This window comes from Roseateles sp. So40a, from assembly GCF_048081605.1.
GTDB lineage: Bacteria > Pseudomonadota > Gammaproteobacteria > Burkholderiales > Burkholderiaceae_C > Roseateles.
The window spans coordinates 1,236,883-1,257,252 of the sequence record NZ_CP182288.1; the positions used below are offsets into that span (position 1 = coordinate 1,236,883).

The 20,370-nt window shown below is 67.9% G+C and carries 16 protein-coding genes; 13 read left to right on the forward strand and 3 right to left on the reverse strand.

Features of this window, described 5'->3' with window-relative positions; genetic code table 11:
- Positions 1-19 precede the first annotated feature (19 nt).
- The 3 genes from guaB to guaA are packed head-to-tail and all read left to right on the forward strand — an operon-like array spanning position 20 to position 4,450.
- Positions 20-1,492 (forward strand): IMP dehydrogenase, encoded by a 1,473-nt coding sequence (guaB, locus tag ACNI65_RS05730; protein WP_416761719.1) that lies wholly within the window; start codon positions 20-22, stop codon positions 1,490-1,492.
- Between the two features lie 5 nt (positions 1,493-1,497).
- The gene (locus ACNI65_RS05735) at positions 1,498-2,793 is read left to right on the forward strand and encodes an MFS transporter (protein WP_416761720.1); all 1,296 of its coding nucleotides are present in this window, start codon (positions 1,498-1,500) and stop codon (positions 2,791-2,793) included.
- 52 nt (positions 2,794-2,845) lie between these two features.
- Entirely contained in the window at positions 2,846-4,450 is a 1,605-nt protein-coding gene (guaA, locus tag ACNI65_RS05740) for a glutamine-hydrolyzing GMP synthase (protein ID WP_416761721.1), read from the forward strand.
- A 124-nt stretch (positions 4,451-4,574) separates the two neighbouring features.
- Here the strand turns inward: guaA and ACNI65_RS05745 are convergent, their stop codons facing one another.
- Entirely contained in the window at positions 4,575-5,081 is a 507-nt protein-coding gene (locus ACNI65_RS05745; protein WP_416761722.1) for a type II toxin-antitoxin system VapC family toxin, read from the reverse strand.
- Complete coding sequence (locus tag ACNI65_RS05750; protein WP_416761724.1) at positions 5,068-5,349, reverse strand: AbrB/MazE/SpoVT family DNA-binding domain-containing protein; 282 nt, start codon at positions 5,347-5,349, stop codon at positions 5,068-5,070. The genes ACNI65_RS05745 and ACNI65_RS05750 overlap by 14 nt, the downstream gene beginning before the upstream one ends.
- 181 nt (positions 5,350-5,530) lie before the next feature.
- Here ACNI65_RS05750 and ACNI65_RS05755 point away from each other — a divergent pair, with 181 nt between their 5' ends.
- The 3 genes from ACNI65_RS05755 to ACNI65_RS05765 all read left to right on the forward strand — a co-directional run bounded on the left by ACNI65_RS05755 (position 5,531) and on the right by ACNI65_RS05765 (position 7,178).
- Entirely contained in the window at positions 5,531-6,280 is a 750-nt protein-coding gene (locus ACNI65_RS05755; protein WP_416761726.1) for an NIPSNAP family protein, read from the forward strand.
- Positions 6,281-6,378: 98 nt separating this feature from the next.
- Complete coding sequence (locus tag ACNI65_RS05760) at positions 6,379-6,603, forward strand: hypothetical protein (protein WP_416761727.1); 225 nt, start codon at positions 6,379-6,381, stop codon at positions 6,601-6,603.
- A 23-nt stretch (positions 6,604-6,626) separates the two neighbouring features.
- Complete coding sequence (locus tag ACNI65_RS05765; protein WP_416761728.1) at positions 6,627-7,178, forward strand: 2'-5' RNA ligase family protein; 552 nt, start codon at positions 6,627-6,629, stop codon at positions 7,176-7,178.
- A gap of 10 nt (positions 7,179-7,188) precedes the next feature.
- Here ACNI65_RS05765 and ACNI65_RS05770 read toward each other — a convergent pair whose 3' ends face one another.
- On the reverse strand, positions 7,189-8,316 hold the full coding sequence (locus tag ACNI65_RS05770) for a DUF72 domain-containing protein (protein WP_416761729.1): 1,128 nt from the start codon (positions 8,314-8,316) through the stop codon (positions 7,189-7,191).
- Positions 8,317-8,458: 142 nt separating this feature from the next.
- On the opposite strand from ACNI65_RS05770, the gene tadA reads away from it, so the two are divergent.
- From tadA to ACNI65_RS05805, 7 genes are all read left to right on the forward strand, one after another.
- Positions 8,459-9,094 carry a tRNA adenosine(34) deaminase TadA gene (gene tadA / locus ACNI65_RS05775; RefSeq protein WP_416763579.1) on the forward strand — a complete coding sequence of 212 codons (636 nt, stop codon included), beginning with the start codon at positions 8,459-8,461 and terminating at the stop codon, positions 9,092-9,094.
- Positions 9,091-10,107, forward strand: a complete 1,017-nt coding sequence (locus ACNI65_RS05780; protein ID WP_416761730.1) for an LD-carboxypeptidase — start codon at positions 9,091-9,093, stop codon at positions 10,105-10,107. Before tadA ends, ACNI65_RS05780 begins: the two co-directional genes overlap by 4 nt.
- Before the next feature lie 141 nt (positions 10,108-10,248).
- Positions 10,249-12,603, forward strand: a complete 2,355-nt coding sequence (locus tag ACNI65_RS05785; RefSeq protein ID WP_416761732.1) for an ABC transporter substrate-binding protein — start codon at positions 10,249-10,251, stop codon at positions 12,601-12,603.
- Positions 12,603-13,586: an ABC transporter permease gene (locus tag ACNI65_RS05790; protein WP_416761733.1), complete on the forward strand. Its 984-nt coding sequence runs from the start codon at positions 12,603-12,605 to the stop codon at positions 13,584-13,586. The genes ACNI65_RS05785 and ACNI65_RS05790 overlap by 1 nt, the downstream gene beginning before the upstream one ends.
- Positions 13,587-13,610: 24 nt before the next feature.
- Positions 13,611-15,056 (forward strand): ABC transporter permease, encoded by a 1,446-nt coding sequence (locus ACNI65_RS05795; protein ID WP_416761735.1) that lies wholly within the window; start codon positions 13,611-13,613, stop codon positions 15,054-15,056.
- A 10-nt stretch (positions 15,057-15,066) separates the two neighbouring features.
- The gene (locus ACNI65_RS05800; protein WP_416761736.1) at positions 15,067-17,133 is read left to right on the forward strand and encodes an ABC transporter ATP-binding protein; all 2,067 of its coding nucleotides are present in this window, start codon (positions 15,067-15,069) and stop codon (positions 17,131-17,133) included.
- 533 nt (positions 17,134-17,666) lie between these two features.
- The gene (locus ACNI65_RS05805; protein ID WP_416761738.1) at positions 17,667-20,351 is read left to right on the forward strand and encodes a TonB-dependent receptor; all 2,685 of its coding nucleotides are present in this window, start codon (positions 17,667-17,669) and stop codon (positions 20,349-20,351) included.
- Positions 20,352-20,370: the final 19 nt, after the last annotated feature.

Genomic DNA, 20,370 nt, shown 5'->3' on the forward strand with positions numbered 1-20,370 from the left:
TGCGTCTGGAGCTTCCCACATGCGCCTACTCGGAAAAGCGCTCACCTTCGACGATGTGTTGCTGGTGCCGGCGTTCTCCCAGGTGTTGCCGCGCGACACCAGCCTGGCCACGCAGTTCACGCGTGGCATCCGCCTGAACCTTCCCCTCGTGTCCGCCGCCATGGACACCGTGACCGAAGCCCGCCTGGCGATCGCGATCGCCCAGGAAGGCGGCATCGGCATCGTCCACAAGAACCTGACCCCGCAGCAGCAGGCCGCCGAGGTGGCCCGCGTCAAGCGCTACGAGTCCGGCGTCCTGCGTGACCCGATCACGATCACGCCCGAGACCACGGTCCGTCAGGTCAAGCAGCTGAGCGAGCACCACGGCATCTCCGGTTTCCCGGTGCTGGTGGGCAGCAAGGTCGTCGGCATCGTCACCGGCCGCGACCTGCGCTTCGAGACGCGCATGGACGCCCCGGTCAGCGAGATCATGACCCCGGCCGAACGGCTGATCACGGTCCGCGAAGGCGCCTCGCTGAACGAAGGCAAGGCGCTGATGCACACGCACAAGCTGGAGCGTGTGCTGGTCGTCAACGACGCGTTCGAGCTGCGCGGTCTGATGACCGTCAAGGACATCACCAAGCAGACCAACTTCCCCAACGCCGCCCGTGACGATCACGGCAAGCTGCGCGTGGGCGCGGCGGTCGGCGTGGGCGAGGGCACCGAGGAACGCGTCGAGCTGCTGGTCAAGGCCGGCGTGGACGCGATCGTCGTGGACACGGCCCACGGCCACAGCAGCGGCGTCATCGAGCGCGTGCGCTGGGTCAAGAAGAACTACCCGCAGGTGCAGGTGATCGGCGGCAACATCGCCACCGGCGCCGCGGCGCTGGCGCTGGTGGAAGCCGGCGCGGACGCGGTCAAGGTCGGCATCGGCCCGGGCTCGATCTGCACGACCCGCATCGTCGCGGGCGTGGGCGTGCCGCAGATCGCGGCGATCGACTTCGTCGCGACGGCGCTCAAGGGCACCGGCGTGCCGGCGATCGCCGACGGCGGCATCCGCTACTCGGGCGACATCGCCAAGGCGATCGCCGCCGGCGCGAGCACCGTCATGATGGGCGGCATGTTCGCCGGCACCGAGGAAGCACCGGGCGAGGTGATCCTGTACCAGGGCCGCAGCTACAAGAGCTATCGCGGCATGGGCTCGATCGGCGCGATGAAGGCGGGGTCCGCCGACCGCTACTTCCAGGAGAACGACGAGACCACCAACCCCAACGCGGACAAGCTCGTGCCTGAGGGCATCGAAGGGCGTGTGCCGTACAAGGGCTCGATGGTCGCGATCGTGCACCAGATGGGGGGTGGCCTGCGGGCGTCGATGGGCTACTGCGGTTGCGCCAGCATCTCCGACATGCACGAGAAGGCCGAGTTCGTCGAGATCACCTCGGCGGGCATACGTGAGAGCCACGTCCACGACGTGCAGATCACCAAGGAAGCCCCGAACTACCGCCTGGAGTGACGCTGGTGTCCGACACGGCCGACACGGCCCGGGGCGACAGCCCCGCGGCTGCCGCAGCATCCACGACGCATGGCGGCCGCAAGGCCGCCATGTCGTTCATCTTGATCGCCGTGCTGATCGACATGGTGTCGATCGGCCTGATCATTCCGGTGCTGCCGCCGCTGGTCGGGACCTTCACCCAGAACGAGACCCAGCACACGCTCGCCCAACTGGCGGTGGCGTTTGCCTTCGGTCTCGCCAATTTCTTCGGCTCGCCCATCCTGGGCGGGCTGTCCGACCGCTTCGGCCGCCGCAAGGTGATGCTGATCGGTTTCAGCGGGCTGGCGCTGAGCTTCTTCGTCACGGCGATGGCCGACGCGTTGTGGATGCTCGTCGTGGTCCGCCTGTTCTCGGGCGCGATGCAGGCCAACGCGGCCGTCGCCAACGCCTACGTCGCCGACATCACGCCGCCCGCCGATCGCGCCAAGCGCTTCGGGCTGCTGGGCGCGGCCTTCGGGATGGGGTTCATCCTCGGCCCGGTCATGGGCGGGCTGCTCGGCGCGATTGACCTGCACCTGCCGTTCTACGTCGCGGGCACGCTGGCGCTGCTGAACTGGCTCTACGGCTTCTTCGTGCTGCCGGAGTCGCTCGCGCCGGAGCACCGCCGGGCCTTCGACTGGCGCAAGGCCAACCCGTTCGCGGCGCTCGCGCGGCTGCGCCACCTGCGTGGCGTCGGCCCGTTGATCTACGTGATCGCGTGCTCGGGCCTGGCGCAGCTGGTGATCCAGACGAGCTGGGTGCTCTACAACCAGCACAAATTCGGCTGGGGCCCGAAGGAGAACGGCCTGTCGCTGTTCGTCGTGGGCGTGGTGGCGGTGCTCGTGCAGGGGGTGCTGCTGCAGCCGCTGTTGCGCTGGCTGGGACCGCGCCGGCTGGTGCTGATCGGCCTGGCGACCTCGGTGGCGACCAACCTGATCTGGGGTTTGTCCACCGAGGCGTGGATGATGGTCGCGGCGATCTTCCTGAACATCTGCGGCGTGGCGGCCGGCCCCGCGATGCAGGGCGTGATCTCCAACGCGGCCGACGCCCGCACGCAGGGCGAGACCATGGGCGCGGTGGCCGCGATCAACAGCCTGATGGCGGTGGTCTCGCCGATCGCCGGTCTCGGCCTGATGGCGCTGGTGGCCGATCTGCCCAAGACCGATTGGCGCCTTGGTGCGCCGTTCTACCTGTGCGCGCTGCTGCAGCTGGCCTCACTGGCCTTCGCCTGGCGCCACTTCAACATGGAGCCGCCGGCGCCGGTCGCCGCGGCCAAGGCATGAGCCCGTGGGCTCGGCCTGAACTCGAATTTCCAAGCATCGCTAGAAGCTGACCATGCACGACAAAGTCCTCATCCTCGACTTCGGCTCCCAGGTGACGCAGCTGATCGCGCGCCGCGTGCGCGAGGCCCACGTCTACTGCGAGATCCATCCCAACGACGTCAGCGACGACGTGATCCGGGCCTTCGCGCCCAAGGCGATCATCCTGTCGGGCAGCCACGCCTCGACCTACGAGGACCATGAGCTGCGCGCGCCGCAGTCGGTGTGGGACCTGGGCGTGCCGGTGCTGGGCATCTGCTACGGCATGCAGACGATGGCGGTGCAGCTCGGCGGCAAGGTCGAGTGGAGCGATCACCGCGAGTTCGGCTACGCCGAGGTCCGCGCGCATGGTCACACCAGGCTGCTGGACGGCATCCAGGACTTCGCCACGCCCGAGGGGCACGGCATGCTCAAGGTCTGGATGAGCCACGGTGACAAGGTGACCGCGCTGCCGCCGGGCTTCACGCTGATGGCGTCGACGCCGAGCTGCCCGATCGCGGGCATGGCCAACGAGGCCAAGGGCTACTACGCCTTCCAGTTCCACCCCGAAGTGACGCACACGCTGCAGGGCGCGGCGATGATCACGCGTTTCGTGCGCGAGATCGCCGGCTGCGCGGGCGACTGGATCATGGGCAACTACATCGATGAGGCCGTGGCGAAGATCCGCGAGCAGGTCGGTGACGAGGAAGTGATCCTGGGCCTGTCGGGCGGCGTGGACTCGTCGGTGGCGGCGGCGCTGATCCACCGCGCGATCGGCGACCAGCTGACCTGCGTGTTCGTCGATCACGGCCTGCTGCGCCTGAACGAGGGCGACATGGTGATGGACATGTTCGCGGGCAAGCTGCACGCGAAGGTGATCCGTGTCGATGCAAGCGAGCTGTTCCTGGGCCAACTGGCCGGGGTAACCGATCCGGAGCGCAAGCGCAAGATCATCGGCGGACTGTTTGTCGACGTGTTCAAGGCGGAAGCCGAAAAGCTCAAGGCCAGCGGTCAGGGTCACCAGGGCGCGACCTTCCTGGCGCAGGGCACGATCTACCCGGACGTGGTGGAGAGCGGCGGCACGAAGACCAAGAAGGCCACGACGATCAAGAGTCACCACAACGTGGGTGGACTGCCGGAACAGCTGGGCCTGAAGCTGCTGGAGCCGCTGCGTGAGCTGTTCAAGGACGAGGTCCGCGAGCTGGGCGTGGCGCTGGGCCTGCCGCCGGAGATGGTGTATCGCCATCCGTTCCCGGGACCGGGCCTGGGAGTGCGCATCCTCGGCGAGGTGAAGAAGGAGTATGCGGACCTGCTGCGCCGCGCTGACGCGATCTTCATCGAGGAACTGCGCAACACGCGCGACGAGGCGACGGGCAAGACCTGGTACGAGCTGACCAGCCAGGCCTTCACGGTGTTCCTGCCGGTGAAGAGCGTGGGCGTGATGGGCGACGGCCGGACCTATGACTACGTGGTGGCGCTGCGCGCGGTGCAGACCAGCGACTTCATGACGGCGGACTGGGCAGAGCTGCCGTACAGCCTGCTCAAGCGCTGCTCAGGTCGCATCATCAACGAGGTGCGCGGCATCAACCGCGTGACCTACGACGTGTCGAGCAAGCCGCCCGCGACGATCGAATGGGAATGAGCGCTTCGCGCAAGTGAACAAGGGCCCTGAGGGGCCCTTGTTTGCTATAGGGCTCAATCAATGGCGATCTCGCCCACGTCGACAACTATCCATGGATTCACCTTGAGCAAGTTCTCTCAGGGCGTCATTGCATCGGATCGGACATCTGGCGTGAAGTGGGCCAGCCGTTCCATTGCCCAGCCGCACCGCTCAAGGAAGCGTCGCCTCGTTGCCTTTCTCCCTTCGGGTGGTATTGAACAGAAGGCAGCTCCTTGAAGTGAGCGTCGCAGGTGACGACCTCGGCTTGAAACTTGAGCGCCGTGGCGTAGATCAGGGCATCAGCCATCGCGAGCTTGTGCCGCCGGTGCACCTGCGCAGCTCGTTTCGCCGTGGCCGTGTCGAGCCTGTCGACGGGGCAGTTGCCGAGTGTGCGATCGACATGCTCGTGCTGAACTTCGTCGAATGCCCTCAGTGCCCATTTTTCCAGTTCATGCTGGACGACGGTCGGAAGGATGCACTCCTCGAGCGGGGGCAATGACGGCTTGATGCGCTGGCCCAGCGCCGAGTCCGCGAAGTATTCGATCCAGGCCGAGGTGTCGACAACAACTCGTCCACGTTTGGAGCACTTTGGCGCGAGGTCAGTAGCGGTCATTGCGATCCCTGTAGCTGTCGGTATTGGCTCCACGGGCAATGCCACAAGCCATCTCAAGCGTCATCCGCTTGTAGATGAAAACGCCATCCTTGTGACGCTCGACGCTGAGGTCCTCGCCGGGTTTCCAATCGAGCGTGTCGCGAACTTCCTTCGGCAGGGCGACGCAATGCCGGGTCGATAGCTTGGTGTGGGGGATGGGCATGGCCTCTCCAGATGCAGGTGATGAAGGGAAGACCTGATTCTTCTCGTCCGGTTCGTCGCGATCCATGGCTTGAAACTGGGTTCGATCTCAAGGGCGCAACGGGAAGAGGTTGTGGCCTCACTTGAATGTGCTGAGGACGCATGGGATCGCCGCTCGCGGAGCGTTGACGCGCTTCCTGACACGCGATGACAGCACCGGTCTCCAGAATCGCCCGATCAATTCGAAGCCATCGCCGCAGGAGACCGCCATGTCCGACATCACCGATGCCCACCCCGTCTACGAGCTGCGCCAGTACAAGATCGTGAAGGGCGAGCGCGAGCGCTTCATGCGCCTGTTCGACGAGGCCTTCGTCGAATCGCAGGAAGCCGTCGGCATGCGGCTGTACGGCCAGTTCGCCGACCTCGATGACCCCGATCGCTTCGTCTGGATCCGCGGGTTCGACGACATGGCCGCGCGCGAGCGCAACTTGAGCGAGTTCTACTCCGGTCCCGTCTGGAAGGCCCGACGTGACGAAGCCAATCCGCTGCTGGTCGACAACGACAACGTGTTGCTACTGCGTCCGTCGCCAATGGAGGGAAGTCCTGCGCGCATCGATGTCGCGCGCGACGCGGCACGAGCTACATCAGGTGGCGGTCCGCGTTTCGTCGCGCTCCATGTCTGTCATCTCTGGAAGGATCCCGTGGATCCGGAGGAGGGCTTTCCTCGCTTCTTCGAGCAGACCTGCGTGCCTGCGATCGAGGCCGCGGGCCTGCCGGTGATCGGCACCTTCATCCCGGAGCGCTCGCCCAACAACTTCCCGCGACTGCCGGTGCGTGAGGGCGAGAAGGTCTTCGTGTGGATGACCCACGCAGCGGACGCGGATGATTGGGCGCTGCGCTGGAGCGCCTGTCGTCACTCGCCGGCCTGGCGCGCGCTGGAGCCGCGCTGGCGCGATGCGCTGGAACGCGCGCCGCAGATCCTGCGCTTGCGACCGGGCGTCGGATCGTCCACCGCTTGAGCACAGCTTTGACCGCTCGGTCTGCTTCACGGCCGAGCGCACTCGCTATGCTCCCGGCCTGTTCGTGCCCACCCCAACTGCCGACCTGGAGCCCTCGCATGCGCAGCGCCTTGTCCATCCTCGCCCTCGTCATCGTGCTGACCATCGTCATGCTGGTCGCCAAGAAGCAGATGCAGGCCATCAAGCCGCCAGCGGCGAGCGGCGCCGCCTCGTCCGCCACGGGAGGCGCTTCCGCTGCCGGTCTGCCTCAACCCGAGGCCGTCGGCCGCCAGGTCCAGGACCTGATGAAGCAAGGCGAGCAACGCGCCTCCGAGGCGCAGTGACGCCAATCTGAGCCCCAGCGCCCATGACGGTCCACGCGCTCTTCTTCTGCCTGCGGCCGGATCCGGTCACCGCGGCCCAGCTCACCGCGGTCTCCGACGCGCTCGTGCAGCGCTTCGGCCTGCGTGAGAAGCCGCCGCGCACCGAGCGCCTCCATGTGACCCTGCATCACCTGGGTTGGTTCGATGACGCCGATCCGGTCGCGCTCGCCGATGTGCGTCAGCGCGCCGAATCCGCCGCCGCGTCCTTGCGTGATGCGCCCGCGCGGGTCGACTTCGAGGAGATGCTCAGCTTCACGCGCAAGCCGCGCAACCGGCCCTTCGTGCTCAGCGGCGGCGCCTGCCTGGACGAGGTGCGCCGGCTTCGCGCCGCGCTGGGCGATGAACTCGCCGCGGTCGGACTGCCGGTCGATCCGCACTTCACGCCGCACCTCACGCTGCTCTACGACGACCTCGCCGTGCCCTCGCAGCCCCTGCCGATGCCCGCGCCCGGATGGACCGCCCGCCACCTTCACCTGATGGACAGCCTGCAAGGGCAGTCCACGCATGTGGCGCTCGCGCGCTGGTCGCTGGACTGAACGGCGCGAATCAGGCGGACGACGCTCCCGGCGTCACGATCTCCCTCGCCAGCGCCCGCAGGCTCAGCGGCGCCGAGCCCTCGGCGTGATTGGAGATCGTCACGTAGGCCGGATGACCGGCCTCAGCCGTCGCGCGGATGACCTTGGCCAGCACCGCGCGCGTGTCCGTGTCCGGATCCATCAGCTCGGCGTACTCGCCGTATTTCTTCTCCGCGTCCTCGTAGCCGAACGGGCCATGCATCCGGTGCAGGTTCCAGCGGCAGACCAAGGGCCCGGGCCACATCGCGCGCAACAGCGGCAACTGGTCCTGGATCGGCGGGAGCTTCGGATGCAGGCCCAGGCAGTAGCGCGCGCCCGTGTCCTTGAGCACCGCCACGAAATCGGGCGTCAGCCATTCCGGATCGCGCACCTCGACCGCCACGACCGCCTCCGGCGCGAGGTCCCGCAGCGAGGGCAGGGCGCTCAGCATCGCGTGGAGACGATCCAGCTGCTCGGGCATGCGGTCCAGCATCGCCAGCGGCAGCGGGCTGAGCTGGAAGACCAGCGCGCCGATGCGTGTCCCCAGGCCCTCCATCGCCGGTGCGAGGAACTCCTGCACCGCCAGCCGCGGATCGAGGAAGGCCGTGTTGGCCTGCCGGCCGCGCCCGTCCTCGGCGCGGACCTGCGCGTCGGTGATCACGCTGGGCGCCTTCACCGTGAAGCGGAAGTCCTCGGGCACGAGTTGCGCGTAACGCTCGTACTGGCTGGCCGTCAGCGATTGATAGAAGCCGCGATCGATGCCCACCGCGCGGTGCAGCGGTTGCGCCGCGTAGGCGGTCAGCCCGTTGCGCGACAGGTTGGACTCGCCGTGCCGGCCGGCCCAGACGAGGCCTTGCCAGCCCGGGTAGCTCCACGACGACGTGCCCAGCCGGATGCGCGGCGACAGCGTCTCGGCGAGGGCCTGTTGCTCGTCATCCACCGGCGCGGGCTGGATGCCGGCGCGCCGGCGCTTGGGCGCATCGCCGGTCGCCCCTTCGCCGACGCTGCTGTCGATCTCGTCATCGTCAGCGTCCTCGACCTGGGATGACTTCGGCGCCGGCGCCGGCGGCAGCAGCTCGCCGAAGAGATCGTCCTGAAGGGCAGGGGGCTCCTGTTGCATGGGGCGGCAGCATAGCGCTCGCGGCTACACTGCCGCGCGAGCCTCGCCAATGCCCATCGTGTCCGAAACTCCCCAGCCCACCGACGCCGTCGCGCTCCCACTCGTGGATCAGCCCGCGGATCAACCCGCCGACGAGTACGCGATGCGCCTGGCGCTGGACCAGGCCCAGAACGCGTGGCTCGTGGGCGAGGTGCCGGTGGGCGCGGTGATCATGCGCGGCGGCCAGGTGATCGCCACCGGCTACAACCGCCCGATCACCACGCACGACCCGACCGCGCACGCCGAGATCGTCGCGCTGCGACACGCCGCGCAGCTGCTGGGCAACTACCGGCTGCCCGAGTGCGAGCTCTACGTGACGCTCGAACCCTGCGCGATGTGCGCGATGGCGATGATGCATGCGCGGCTCAAGCGCGTGGTCTTCGCGGCTCCCGACCCCAAGACCGGCGTGGCCGGCTCGGTGCTGGACCTCTTCGGCCAGAAACAGCTCAACCACCACACCGCGCTGCACGGCGGCGTGCTGGCGGATGCGTCCGCGCGACTGCTGCGCGAGTTCTTCGCCGAGCGTCGCGAGGCCGCGCGCCAGCTGCGTGACGCGCGCCGGCGCGCCGCCACGTCGACCGATGCCGAGCTGGCCGGCGCGGTGGACCCGATGGCCGCGCTGCCCGAGGTGCAGGAGTTCCCGGTCATCCCGGTCGGCGACGCGCAGTACCTTTCCGTGAATCTCGATCCGCCCCAGGATCCCCCCTCGAATCCCCGACAGGACGACCCGCAGCGATGAGCTCCCTGACCCTCTACACCCCCTCCGGCGTCCTGGCCCAGGCCCAACCCCTCAAGCGCGCGGCCAAGCGGCTCGGCGCGCTGGGTTTCGACGTCAACATCGACGAGGCCGCGCTGGACAAGCATCAGCGCTTCGCCGGCGACGACGACACGCGACTGGCCGCGCTGCACCGCGTGGCGCAGGCCGCGCCCTCGGTGGCGCTGGCCACGCGCGGCGGCTACGGACTGACGCGCCTGCTGGACCGCATCGACTGGGCGCTGATGGCGCGCAGCGTCGAGCGCGGCACCCGCTGGGTCGGCCTGAGCGACGTGACCGCGCTGCAGCTGGCGATGCTCGCCCACACGAAGCAGACGAGCTGGGCCGGCCCGATCGCCTGCGACGACTTCGGCCGCGCCGACACCGACGGCGGCGTCGACGAGATCACGCGCGACTGCTTCCTCGAGGCGATGGACGGCTCGCTTGAAGCCATCGGCTTCCGCACCGAGACCGGCCTGGATGGCGTCGAGGCGCGCGGCACGCTGTGGGGCGGCAACCTGACGGTGCTGTGCTCGCTGCTGGGCACGCCGCACTTCCCCAAGGTCAAGGGCGGCATCCTGTTCCTGGAGGACGTGAACGAGCATCCGTATCGCGTCGAGCGCATGCTGCTGCAACTGTGGCAAGCCGGCGTGCTGGACGCGCAGAAGGCCGTGCTGCTGGGCAGCTTCAGCGGCTGGAAGAAATCGCCGCTGGATCGCGGCTACTCGATGAAGAGCTGCGTCGAGGCGCTGCGCCAGCGCGTGAAGGTGCCGTTGCTGACCGGGCTGCCGTTCGGGCATGTGCCGACCAAGGTCTGCCTGCCGGTGGGCGCGAAGGCCGAGATGATGGTCGAGGGCCGCGATGTCATCGTCGCCTGGGGGCACGTGGGTCCGGGCCATGACCACCATGACCATGGCGATCACGGCCATGACCACGGTCATCACGGTCACGGCCATGCGCACGGGCATGACCACGACCACCACGGGCACGACCACTGACGGACGTCACAGGCGCGCCGCGAACCGGCCCGCTATGATCCGCCCCGGCATCGGCCGGCCTCCACGAGAGGCACGGCCTTGGCAACAATCTGGCAATGCCGCATCCGCACGATGCGGCGTTTGCTTTTTGGAAGGATGACGATGTCGTCGGGGCTGTGGAACGCGTCGCTGCACGCGGCTGAAGGCTGGCGCGGGACGTGGGCCCGATGGACGGGAGCTCGCCGCCTGGCCGGGGCCGTGACGACGGCGTTGACCGCGACGCTCGCGGCCACGCTGCTGGCGGCCTGCAACAACAGCCCGTATCCGGCCGGCGCCGGCAAGGACAACACGCTGTACCTGTCCTTCGATGAACGCTCGCCGCGTTACCTCGATCCGACCGCGTCCTACACCGCGCCCGAAGCGGTCTACACCTACCAGATCATGGAGCCGCCCTACGGCTACCACTATCTGAAGCGGCCCTACGAGCTGATCCCGCGCGCCGCCGCCGCGGTCGTCAAGCCGTATTACCTCGACGCCCAGGGCAAGCGCCTGCCCGAGGACGCGCCCGCCGAGCAGATCGCGCAGAGCGTCTACGACGTGCCGATCCGCCCGGGCGTGACCTACGCGCCCAGCCCCGCCTTCGCCAAGGACGCGCAGGGCAATTACCGCTATCACCACCTCACCGCCAAGGACCTCGGCGACAAGCGCTCGCCGTGGCAGTTCGAGCACCTGGGCACACGCGAGCTCGAGGCCGAGGACTTCGTCTACGCGCTCAAGCGCCACGCGACGCCGCGCATCGAGGCGCCGATCTTCGGGCTGTTCTCCGAGCACGTGGTCGGGCTCAAGGAATACAGCGCGCTGATCCGCGCGGAGAACGCCAAGCTGCTGAAGGGCCTGCCCGAGAGCACGCCCGACAAGCCCTTCCTGGACTTCCGCAAGTGGCCGCTGGCCGGCGCGGAGGCGGTCGACAAGCACCTGCTGCGCGTGCGCATCAAGGGCAAGTACCCGCAATGGTCCTACTGGCTGTCGACGACCTTCATCGCGCCGGTGCCGTGGGAGGTCGACCTGTTCTACGCGCAGCCCGGCATGGCCGAGCACGGCCTGTCGTGGAACCAGTGGCCCGTGGGCACGGGTCCGTACATGATGACGGAGTACCAGCAGGACCGCCGTCACGTGTTGTCGCGCAACCCGAACTACCGCAAGGACGACCTGTATCCCTGCGAGGGCATGCCTGACGACGGCCCCGCGGGACGTCTGGCCGACTGCGGCAAGCCCATGCCGTTCATCGACAAGATCGTCGCCACGCTGATCAAGGAACGCGTGCCGCGCAAGGAGATGTTCAAGCAGGGCTACCTGGACATGCCCGACCTGGAGCGCGCGGACTGGGGCGTGGAGTTCTACGCCGACGCGAGCGATTCGGCGCAGACCGAGGCCTTCTTCAAGCAGCGCGGCTTCGCCTTCCCGCGCACCACCGAGCCCAACAACTGGTACCTCGGCTTCAACATGCTGGATCCGGTGGTCGGCAAGGGCAAGACGCCCGAGGACGAGCTCCGCCATCGCAAGCTGCGCCAGGCGCTGTCCATCGCGATCGACTGGGAGGAGGGCTACGGCCGCATCTTCAAGAACCGCGGCGGGGTGGCTGCATACGGGCCGGTGCCTCCTGGCGTCTTCGGCTCGCGCGAGGCGCAGCCCGGCTTCTTCAATCCGGTCACGCACAAGCTGGTCAATGGCAAGGTGGAGCGGCGCTCGATCGAGGATGCTCGCCAGCTGTTGGCCGAGGCCGGTTACCCCGACGGACGCGATGCCAAGACCGGCGCGCCGCTGGTGCTGAACTACGACTTCATGCGCGTGGTCACGCCCGAGGTGAAAGCCGAGAACGACTGGCTGATCAAGCAGTTCGCCAAGATCGGCGTACAGCTGGAAGTGCGCGCCACCGACTACAACCAGTTCCAGGAAAAGCTCCATCAAGGCAAGCATCAGATCTTCTGGTGGGGCTGGCTGGCAGACTACCCGGACGCCGAGAACTTCCTGTTCCTGCTCTACGGGCCCAACAGCAAGTCGCTGCATGAGGGCGAGAACTCGGCCAACTACGTGAACCTCGAGTTCGACCGCTTGTTCAAGCAGATGCAGGTGTTGGACGACGGCCCGGAGAAGCAGCGCGTGATCGACCGCATGGTGCAGATCGCGCAGGACGATGCGCCCTGGGCCTTCGGCTATTGGGCGTGGACCGGGCAGGCCTATCAGAGCTGGGTCCACAACGGCAAGCCGAGCATCGTCATCCGCGACCCGGTGCGCTACCACCGCCTCGATCCCAAGCAACGCGCCCAGCTGCAAGGCGAGTGGAACCGCCCGGTGTGGTGGCCGCTGCTGGTGCTGGTGGTGGGCTTCGCCGCCATCGTCTGGATGACCCGCCGCAGCTTCCGCCAGCGCGAGACCGCCACCGCGCGCGGCACCGCCGTCTCGACCCTTGCGCCGACCGTTGCGCCGACCGCCACCGCTGAGCGGGGATCCGACTGATGTTCAAGTACCTCGCACGCCGGCTCGCCTACGGGCTGGCCATCCTGGTCGGCGTCAACCTGCTGACCTTCTTCCTGTTCTTCACGGTCAACACGCCGGACGACATGGCCCGCCTGAACATCGGCGGCAAGCGTGTCACGCAGGAACAGATCGACAAGTGGAAGGCCGAGCGCGGCTACGACAAGCCGCTGTACTGGGACGCGTCGAAGAGCGGCACCGCGGCGGTCACGCACACGGTGTTCTGGGAACGCTCGGTGTCGCTGATGCTGCTGGACTTCGGCCGCTCGGACGCGCGCCAGGCCGTGGACATCGGCCATGAGATCAAGACCCGCATGGGGGTGAGCCTGCAGCTGGCGGTGCCGATCTTCGCGCTGCAGCTGATCGTGAGCGTGGCCTTCGCGCTGCTGCTCACGTTCTTCCGCAACTCGCGCATCGACTTCTGGGGCGTCGTGCTGTGCGTGCTCATGCTGTCGATCTCCAGCCTGTTCTACATCATCGTCGGCCAGTTCTTCTTCTCGCGCGTGCTGCGCCTGGTGCCGATCAACGGCTACGAGCCGGGCCTGGACGCGATCAAGTTCCTGGCGCTGCCGATCGTGCTGTCGCTGCTGTCGCGGCTGGGCGGCGAGGCGCGGCTGTACCGCGCGATGCTGCTGGAGGAGGTGGGCAAGGACTACGTGCGCACCGCCCGCGCCAAGGGGCTGTCCGAACCCGTCGTGCTGATGCGCCACGTGCTGCGCAACGCGCTGATCCCCATCATCACCAGCGCCGGCGCCTATCTGCCCTACGTCTTCCTGGGCAGCCTGGTGTTCGAGAGCTTCTTCGGCATTCCCGGCCTGGGCGCCTTCGTCATCGAGGCGATCACCGGACAGGATTTCGCCATCGTGCGCACCATGGTGTTCCTGGGCGCGCTGCTCTACATCGCCAGCAACGCGCTGATCGACGTGATCTACACCTGGGTCGACCCGCGCGTGCGGCTGACCTGAACACTGCGAGCATTGGGATTCGACATGGGATTCAAGGTCGTCATCCTCTGGACCGACGTGGCGCTGTGGGCGATGTTCGCGGCGCTGGGCTTCTACATCGTGCGGCTGATCCGCCGCCCGCACCTGCGCTCGAACTGGCAGCGCGTGCTGCGTGATCCGGCCGCGCTGAGCGCCGGCGTGGTGCTGGCGCTGTTCCTGGCGATCACCGCGCTGGACAGCCTGCACTTCCGGCGCGCGCTCGCCGACAGCCCGGCCGGGCAGCAGTTCTACGAGACCCGCACCGAGTCCGTGCTGGACCTGCTGCTGGCGCGCCAGATCGAGATGCGCGAGACGAGCTACTCGGCGCCGCTCGCGTACCAGGGCTTCACGCTGGACAGCGTGGCGCACGGCGACGAGATCGTGCGCGAGTATCCGCGGCTGGCCTTCGGCGGGGCGCACCTGCAGGACCCCGCGCGCGACTGGCACGCCGACCTGACGCGCCGCGCGCTGACCGGCCTGGCGCTGGGCGCGCTGGCCGCGGTGCTGATGGCGCTGGCCACGGCCGCGACGCTCGCGTCGCATCACGGCGGATTCGGCGCCGGACTGCGCGACCTGCTGGCCGACCGCACGCATTACCCGTGGCGCGCGGCGCTGGGCACGCTGACGGTGATCGCGCTGCTGGCCGGTCCGACGATCGCGCTGATGGGCCATTACCACGTGTTCGGCACCGACCAGACCGGCAACGACGTGCTGTACCAGGCGCTCAAGAGCATCCGCACCGCGTTCGTCATCGGCGCGCTGTCGACGCTGGCGACGCTGCCCTTCGCGCTGGTGCTGGGCATCCTCGCGGGCTACCTCAAGGGCTGGGTGGACGAGGCGATCCAGTACTTCTATACGGTGCTGACCTCGGTGCCCAACGTGCTGCTGATCGCGGCCTGCGTGCTGATGGTCCAGGTCTTCCTGGACAAGCACCCCGAGGCCTTCGCCACCGGCGCGGAACGCGCCGACCTCAAGATCTTCCTGCTGTGCGTGATCCTGGGCGTGACCGGCTGGGCCACGCTGTGCCGCCTGGTGCGCGGCGAGACGCTCAAGCTGCGCGAGGCGGACTTCGTCCAGGCCGCCACCGCCTTCGGCGTGCGCGACACGACGATCATGGTCCGCCACATCGTGCCCAACGTGATGCACCTGGTGCTGATCTCGCTGGTGCTCAACTTCTCCGACCTCATCCTCTACGAAGCCGTGCTGACCTACGTCGGCGTGGGCGTGGACCCGGGCATGAACAGCTTCGGCGGCATGATCAACCTGGCCCGCTCCGAGATGAGCCGCGACCCGGTGGTGTGGTGGAGCTTCGCCGCGGCCTTCGGTTTCATGGTCAGCCTGGTGCTGGCCGCCAACCTGTTCGCCGACGGCGTGCGCGACGCCTTCGACCCGCGCGCGCGCAAGCTGCGCCCGCAGGTGCTGTCGCTCAAGAAGAAGAACGCCCAGGCCTGAGGACCGCGCCATGCTCAAGATCGACGACCTCCACGTCCACCTGGACGCCGACGCCGGCCTGGTGCGCGCCATCGACGGCATGCGCCTCACGCTCGCCCAAGGCCAGACCTTCGCCCTGGTGGGCGAGTCCGGCTGCGGCAAGAGCATGACCGCGCTCGCGCTCATGCGCCTGCTGCCCGACAACGGCCGCATCGCCTCAGGCCGCCTCGAACTCGACGGCCAGGACCTCTTCGACCTCAGCGAAGCCCGCATGCGCGATGTGCGCGGCGGCCGCATCGGCATGATCTTCCAGGAACCAGGCACCAGCCTGAACCCGGTGATGAAGGTCGGCGATCAGATCGTCGAGGCCATCCAGGCCCACACGCCTCTCCGCGGCCAGGCCGCCCGCCAGAAAGCCATCGACTGGCTGCGCCGCGTCGGCATCCCCGAACCCGAACGCCGCATCGACGAATACCCGTTCCGACTCTCCGGCGGTCAGAAGCAACGGATCATGATCGCGATGACCCTCGCGGCTGAACCCGACTTCCTCATCGCCGACGAGCCCACCACCGCCCTCGACGTCACCATCCAGGCGCAGATCCTCGACCTCCTCAAGGACCTCCAGCGCGAACGCGGCCTCGGCCTCCTCCTCATCACCCACGACCTCGGCGTCGTCTCCGGCATGGCCCACCAAGTGGCCCTCATGTACGCCGGTCAGATCGTCGAGGTCGCCCCGGCTTCCGAATTCTTCGCCGCGCCTCGGCATCCGTACGCCCGGCTGCTGCTCCAAGCCCTGCCCGACGCGCAGCGCCGCGGTGAACCCCTCGCCGCCATCCCCGGGACCGTGCCCGCGCTCTGGCAAACCTTCGAGGGCTGCCGCTTCGCTCCGCGCTGCGATCGCGCCATCACCGCGTGCGCCTCCACCCCGCCCACGCTCGATGCGCTCGCCGCTTCAGGCGCACCGCATGAGGTCCGCTGCCTCATCTATTCGGAACCCGGGCTGTTTGTTGAAGACGCCACTTCGGCGCGAGAACGCGCCGGCAGCACCGGTGCCCCCTTCCGCGCCAATGTTCCCGCACGCTCCACAGGCGCTCCAGGGGGCACCGGTGCCGCCGTCGCTTCCGACGTTCGCTACGCCCCCCACACGCCCGATACCGTGGACAAGGCGGATACCGCGGACACCGCGGAACGCAGTGCGGGCAGTGCAGCTCTCGCGGGCGGGGCCCGCGGCATGCTCCTCGAGATCAAGGACCTCCGCGTCCGCTACCCGCTCTCCCGCGGCTTCTTCGGCGGCACCCGGCAGTGGTTCGACGCCGTCGGCGGCATCTCGTTCTCCATCGAATCCGGCCGCACCCTCGCCCTCGTCGGCGAATCAGGCTGCGGCAAGACCACCTCCGGCAAAGCCATCGTCCAGCTCCTCCGTCGCGTCGCCGTCATCGAGGGTCAGGCCTTGCTCCATCCGCCCGCGCCAGGCCTCCCGGGGCTCACGGGCACCGCGGCCGGGCAGGGCGGGGCGCCGCGCGACCTCTTCCAGCTCGACGGTGAAGCCCTCCGCGACGCCCGCCGCCAAGTCCAGATCATCTTCCAGGACCCGTTCGCCTCCCTGAATCCGCGTCTGCGCGTCCAGGAAGTCCTCGAGGAAGGCCTCCTCGCGCTGCGCCCCGAACTCGACGCGCCCGCCCGACTCGCCCTCCTGCTCGACCTCGTCGACCAGGTCGGCCTGCGCCGCGACGCCCTCGGCCGCTTCCCCCACGAGTTCTCCGGCGGTCAGCGCCAGCGCATCGCCATCGCTCGCGCACTCGCGGTCGAGCCCCGCCTCATCGTCTGCGACGAACCGACCTCGGCTCTCGACGTCTCCGTCCAGGCGCAGATCCTCAACCTGCTGCGCGAACTCCAACGCAGCCGCGGCCTGTCCTACCTCTTCATCACCCACAACATCGGCGTCGTCGAGTACATCGCCGACGAGGTCGCCGTGATGCAAGCGGGTCGCATCTTGGAATCCGGCACCTGCGACGCCGTCCTGGGTCAGCCGCGCGAGGCCTACACCCGCACGCTGCTCGCCGCCGTTCCCCGCGTCGAGCGCCGCACCCCCGCCTGACGAGACCCCCGGCGCCTCATTCCTCCCCCCAAGGGCCGCCTCGTTCGGCCCTTTTCTCTTCCTTTCGGGGTAACCCTTTCGAGGCCGCCGTGCCCGGCACCGTGACGGTGCAACGGGCGTAACTGGGCGTTTCGTGAAGCCGTACGGCGTGTCCTCGCACAAGGGCTGTCGCGGCGAAATGCACCTGATACGCGCAACGGGGCGATAAACGCGCTGCTATCCACAGATATTGCGCACAAGTGGTGCGTTGAATCGGGTTTTCCAGGTGTTAAGGGCCCGTTTCGGGCGTTACGCGCGCGTCGCGTTGCCGCAACGGATGCCGCAATGCGCACTTTGGTGTTTACCCGCGTTTTCCGGCCAGAAACAGGCCTGTCACGAGCCGCTTAGGGTGTTCACGGGGGATTCCATGTCGAAGGCGACAAGAAACTGGCCCGGCCCTGACCCGGGAACACAGCTCGGAGGGCGTTGGCCGAAACACGGCCGCCTCGTGTTCCCGGGAACAAGTCACAAGTGTTTCTGGATAAGGAGTCCTCATGTTCAAACGTAAGAGCATCAACACCGCCGCGCTGCTCGCGCTCGGTGTGATCGCCGCCCCGGCGATCGCCCAGCAGCAGCTCGACCGCGTGGAGATCACCGGCACCTCGATCAAGCGCATCGACGCCGAGACCGCGCTGCCTGTGAGCGTCATCACCCGCGACAACATCGACAAGAGCGGCGCGTCCAACGTGCAGGAACTCGTCGATCGCCTGAGCTACAACAACGGCGGCGGCATCGCGATGGGCCAGTCGATCGGTGACTCGTCCGCCACCGGCCAGACCGGCGCCTCGCTGCGCGGCCTGGGCCGCGCCCGCACCCTGGTGCTGCTGAACGGCCGCCGTCTGCCGACCTACCCGTTCTCGGGTCAGGGCGTCGACCTGAACTCCGTGCCCCTGGCCGCCATCGAGCGCATCGAAGTGCTGCGCGACGGCGCCTCGGCGACCTACGGCTCCGACGCCATCGGCGGCGTGATCAACTTCATCACCCGCAAGGACTGGAAGGGCGGCGAACTGTCCGTCGGCCTGGAAACCCCGCACTCGGTCGGCGACGTGTTCTCGCTGTCCGGCGGCCTGGGCTTCGGTGACCTGAACAAGGACAAGTTCAACATCCTGGGCACCTTCAACTACCAGAAGTACGACGCGATCCGCGCCAAGGACCGCGCCTATGCCTCGACCGGCAACCGTCCGGACCTGGGCATCATCAAGGACTCCGGCAACACGTTCCCGGCCAACGCCGTGATCCCGTCCACCGGCCAGTACGTGCCGCTCGCGGCGAACTTCCCGAACTGCGCGCCGCCCGACAGCTTCTCGTATCCCGGCGCCACCAACTGCCGCTACGACTACACCCATTACATCGACCTGGTCCCCGAGCAGGAACGCTACGGTGCCCTGGTGAAGGCCACCCTGGCCCCGTCGCAGGACCACACGCTGTTCGCCGAAGTGGCCTACAGCCGCAACGAGATCATCCTGGGCTCGTCGCAGACCCCCTCGACCACCACCGGCAAGCCGGCTTACCTGTACCCGGGTGGCGGCAAGTGGTACCCGACCGCCGCCGTGGACGCGGTGCTGCCGGGCTACCGTGGCCCGCTGCGCATCTCCTGGCGGATGGTCGACGGCGGTCAGCGCCGCGACAAGGTCACCAGCGAGGTGCTGCGCACCGTCGCCGGCGCCGAAGGCACCTTCGCGGGCTTCGACTACAAGGCCGCGTTCGTGTACGCCGAGGGCAAGGCCCGTGACGACTACGTCAGCGGCATCTTCTCCGACGCCCGCCTGGTCCAGGCGCTGGCCACCGGCCTGATCAACCCGTTCGGCCCCAATGACGCCGCCGGCCTGGCCGCGCTCAAGGGCGCCGAGCTGTCGGGCAACAACCGCTCGTCCAAGACCAGCAACACCGGCGTGGACTTCACGCTGTCGCGCGAGCTGTTCAACGTCGGCGCGGGCAACATGGGCCTGGCGGTCGGTGGTGAGTTCCGCAAGGAAAAGTACCACGACGGCTACTCCGAGATCGCCGGCTCCGGCGACATCGTGGGCGGCTCGGGCAACGCCGGTGCCGTCACCGGCCAGCGCGACGTGAGCGGTGTGTTCGCCGAAGCGAACTTCCCCGTGCACAAGATGCTGGAGCTGAACGCCGCCGTCCGCTACGACAAGTACAGCGGCACCAAGGGCGATTCGCGCGACGGTTCGTTCTCGTCGCCCAGCCTGTCGTCGACCAGCCCCAAGCTGTCGCTGCGCTTCACCCCGATGAGCGGCATTCTGCTGCGCGCCTCGGCCGGCAAGGGCTTCCGCGCCCCGGCGCTGGACAACCTGTACGCGCCGTCCGCAGGCACGAACACGGGTTCCAACTTCACCGACCCGTTCTATGAAGCGCTGAAGGGTTGCACGGCCTTCCCGAACACGGACCACTGCTCCACGCAGCTGACCGCGGTGAACAACAGCAACCCGAACCTGAAGCCGGAGAAGTCCAAGACCTTCACCGCCGGCCTGGTCTTTGAAATGATCAAGGACACGACCATCGGGATCGACTACTTCGACATCAAGATCACCAACGGCATCCGCGCGCTGACCGGCGACGACATCCTGAAGGACTGGTTCAAGAACCAGACCGGCCCGACGACCAGCTCCTCGGTCTTCGCCAACCGCCTGATCCGCGACCCCGTGACGGGCTACCTGGATTACGTCAACGCGTCGCTGGAGAACGTCGGCCAGGCCCGCGTCAAGGGCTTCGACCTGAGCGCCCGCACCCGCCTGCGCACCGACTGGGGCACCTTCACCCCGGGCTGGGAAGGCACGATCCTGACCAAGAGCTCGGAAACCAACATCATCTCCGGCGACACCATCGACAACCTCGGCAAGTACGCCGTGGGCGGTCCGGTGATCAAGTTCAAGCAGACCTTCACGCTGGACTGGGACATGGCCAACTGGGGCGTCGGCGCCCGCTACTTCCGCCAGAACGGCTACCAGGACTATGACGAGGTCCGCCACGTCAAGGCCTACGACCTGTTCGACCTGCAAGGCACCTACAAGGGCGTGAAGAACATGGTGTTCACGCTGGGCATGCGCAACGTGTTCGACAAGAAGCCGCCGGCGACCGTCCAGGAAGACTACTTCCAGGTCGGCTTCGACCCGACGTACGCCGACGTCAAGGGCCGCACCCTGTACGTGCGCGGCACCTATCGCTTCTAATCCATCGGGTCTCCTGACC

What these genes read in the sequence shown, in the direction of transcription:
- ACNI65_RS05765 (WP_416761728.1), top strand. Translation starts at nt 6,627, where the DNA reads ATGACGGTCCACGCGCTCTTCTTCTGCCTGCGGCCGGATCCGGTCACC.
- ACNI65_RS05745 (WP_416761722.1), bottom strand. Translation starts at nt 5,081, where the DNA reads ATGACCGCTACTGACCTCGCGCCAAAGTGCTCCAAACGTGGACGAGTT.
- ACNI65_RS05805 (WP_416761738.1), top strand. Translation starts at nt 17,667, where the DNA reads ATGTTCAAACGTAAGAGCATCAACACCGCCGCGCTGCTCGCGCTCGGT.
- ACNI65_RS05770 (WP_416761729.1), bottom strand. Translation starts at nt 8,316, where the DNA reads ATGCAACAGGAGCCCCCTGCCCTTCAGGACGATCTCTTCGGCGAGCTG.
- guaB (WP_416761719.1), top strand. Translation starts at nt 20, where the DNA reads ATGCGCCTACTCGGAAAAGCGCTCACCTTCGACGATGTGTTGCTGGTG.
- ACNI65_RS05755 (WP_416761726.1), top strand. Translation starts at nt 5,531, where the DNA reads ATGTCCGACATCACCGATGCCCACCCCGTCTACGAGCTGCGCCAGTAC.
- tadA (WP_416763579.1), top strand. Translation starts at nt 8,459, where the DNA reads ATGCGCCTGGCGCTGGACCAGGCCCAGAACGCGTGGCTCGTGGGCGAG.
- ACNI65_RS05750 (WP_416761724.1), bottom strand. Translation starts at nt 5,349, where the DNA reads ATGGATCGCGACGAACCGGACGAGAAGAATCAGGTCTTCCCTTCATCA.
- ACNI65_RS05785 (WP_416761732.1), top strand. Translation starts at nt 10,249, where the DNA reads ATGTCGTCGGGGCTGTGGAACGCGTCGCTGCACGCGGCTGAAGGCTGG.
- ACNI65_RS05760 (WP_416761727.1), top strand. Translation starts at nt 6,379, where the DNA reads ATGCGCAGCGCCTTGTCCATCCTCGCCCTCGTCATCGTGCTGACCATC.
- ACNI65_RS05800 (WP_416761736.1), top strand. Translation starts at nt 15,067, where the DNA reads ATGCTCAAGATCGACGACCTCCACGTCCACCTGGACGCCGACGCCGGC.
- ACNI65_RS05790 (WP_416761733.1), top strand. Translation starts at nt 12,603, where the DNA reads ATGTTCAAGTACCTCGCACGCCGGCTCGCCTACGGGCTGGCCATCCTG.
- ACNI65_RS05795 (WP_416761735.1), top strand. Translation starts at nt 13,611, where the DNA reads ATGGGATTCAAGGTCGTCATCCTCTGGACCGACGTGGCGCTGTGGGCG.
- ACNI65_RS05780 (WP_416761730.1), top strand. Translation starts at nt 9,091, where the DNA reads ATGAGCTCCCTGACCCTCTACACCCCCTCCGGCGTCCTGGCCCAGGCC.
- guaA (WP_416761721.1), top strand. Translation starts at nt 2,846, where the DNA reads ATGCACGACAAAGTCCTCATCCTCGACTTCGGCTCCCAGGTGACGCAG.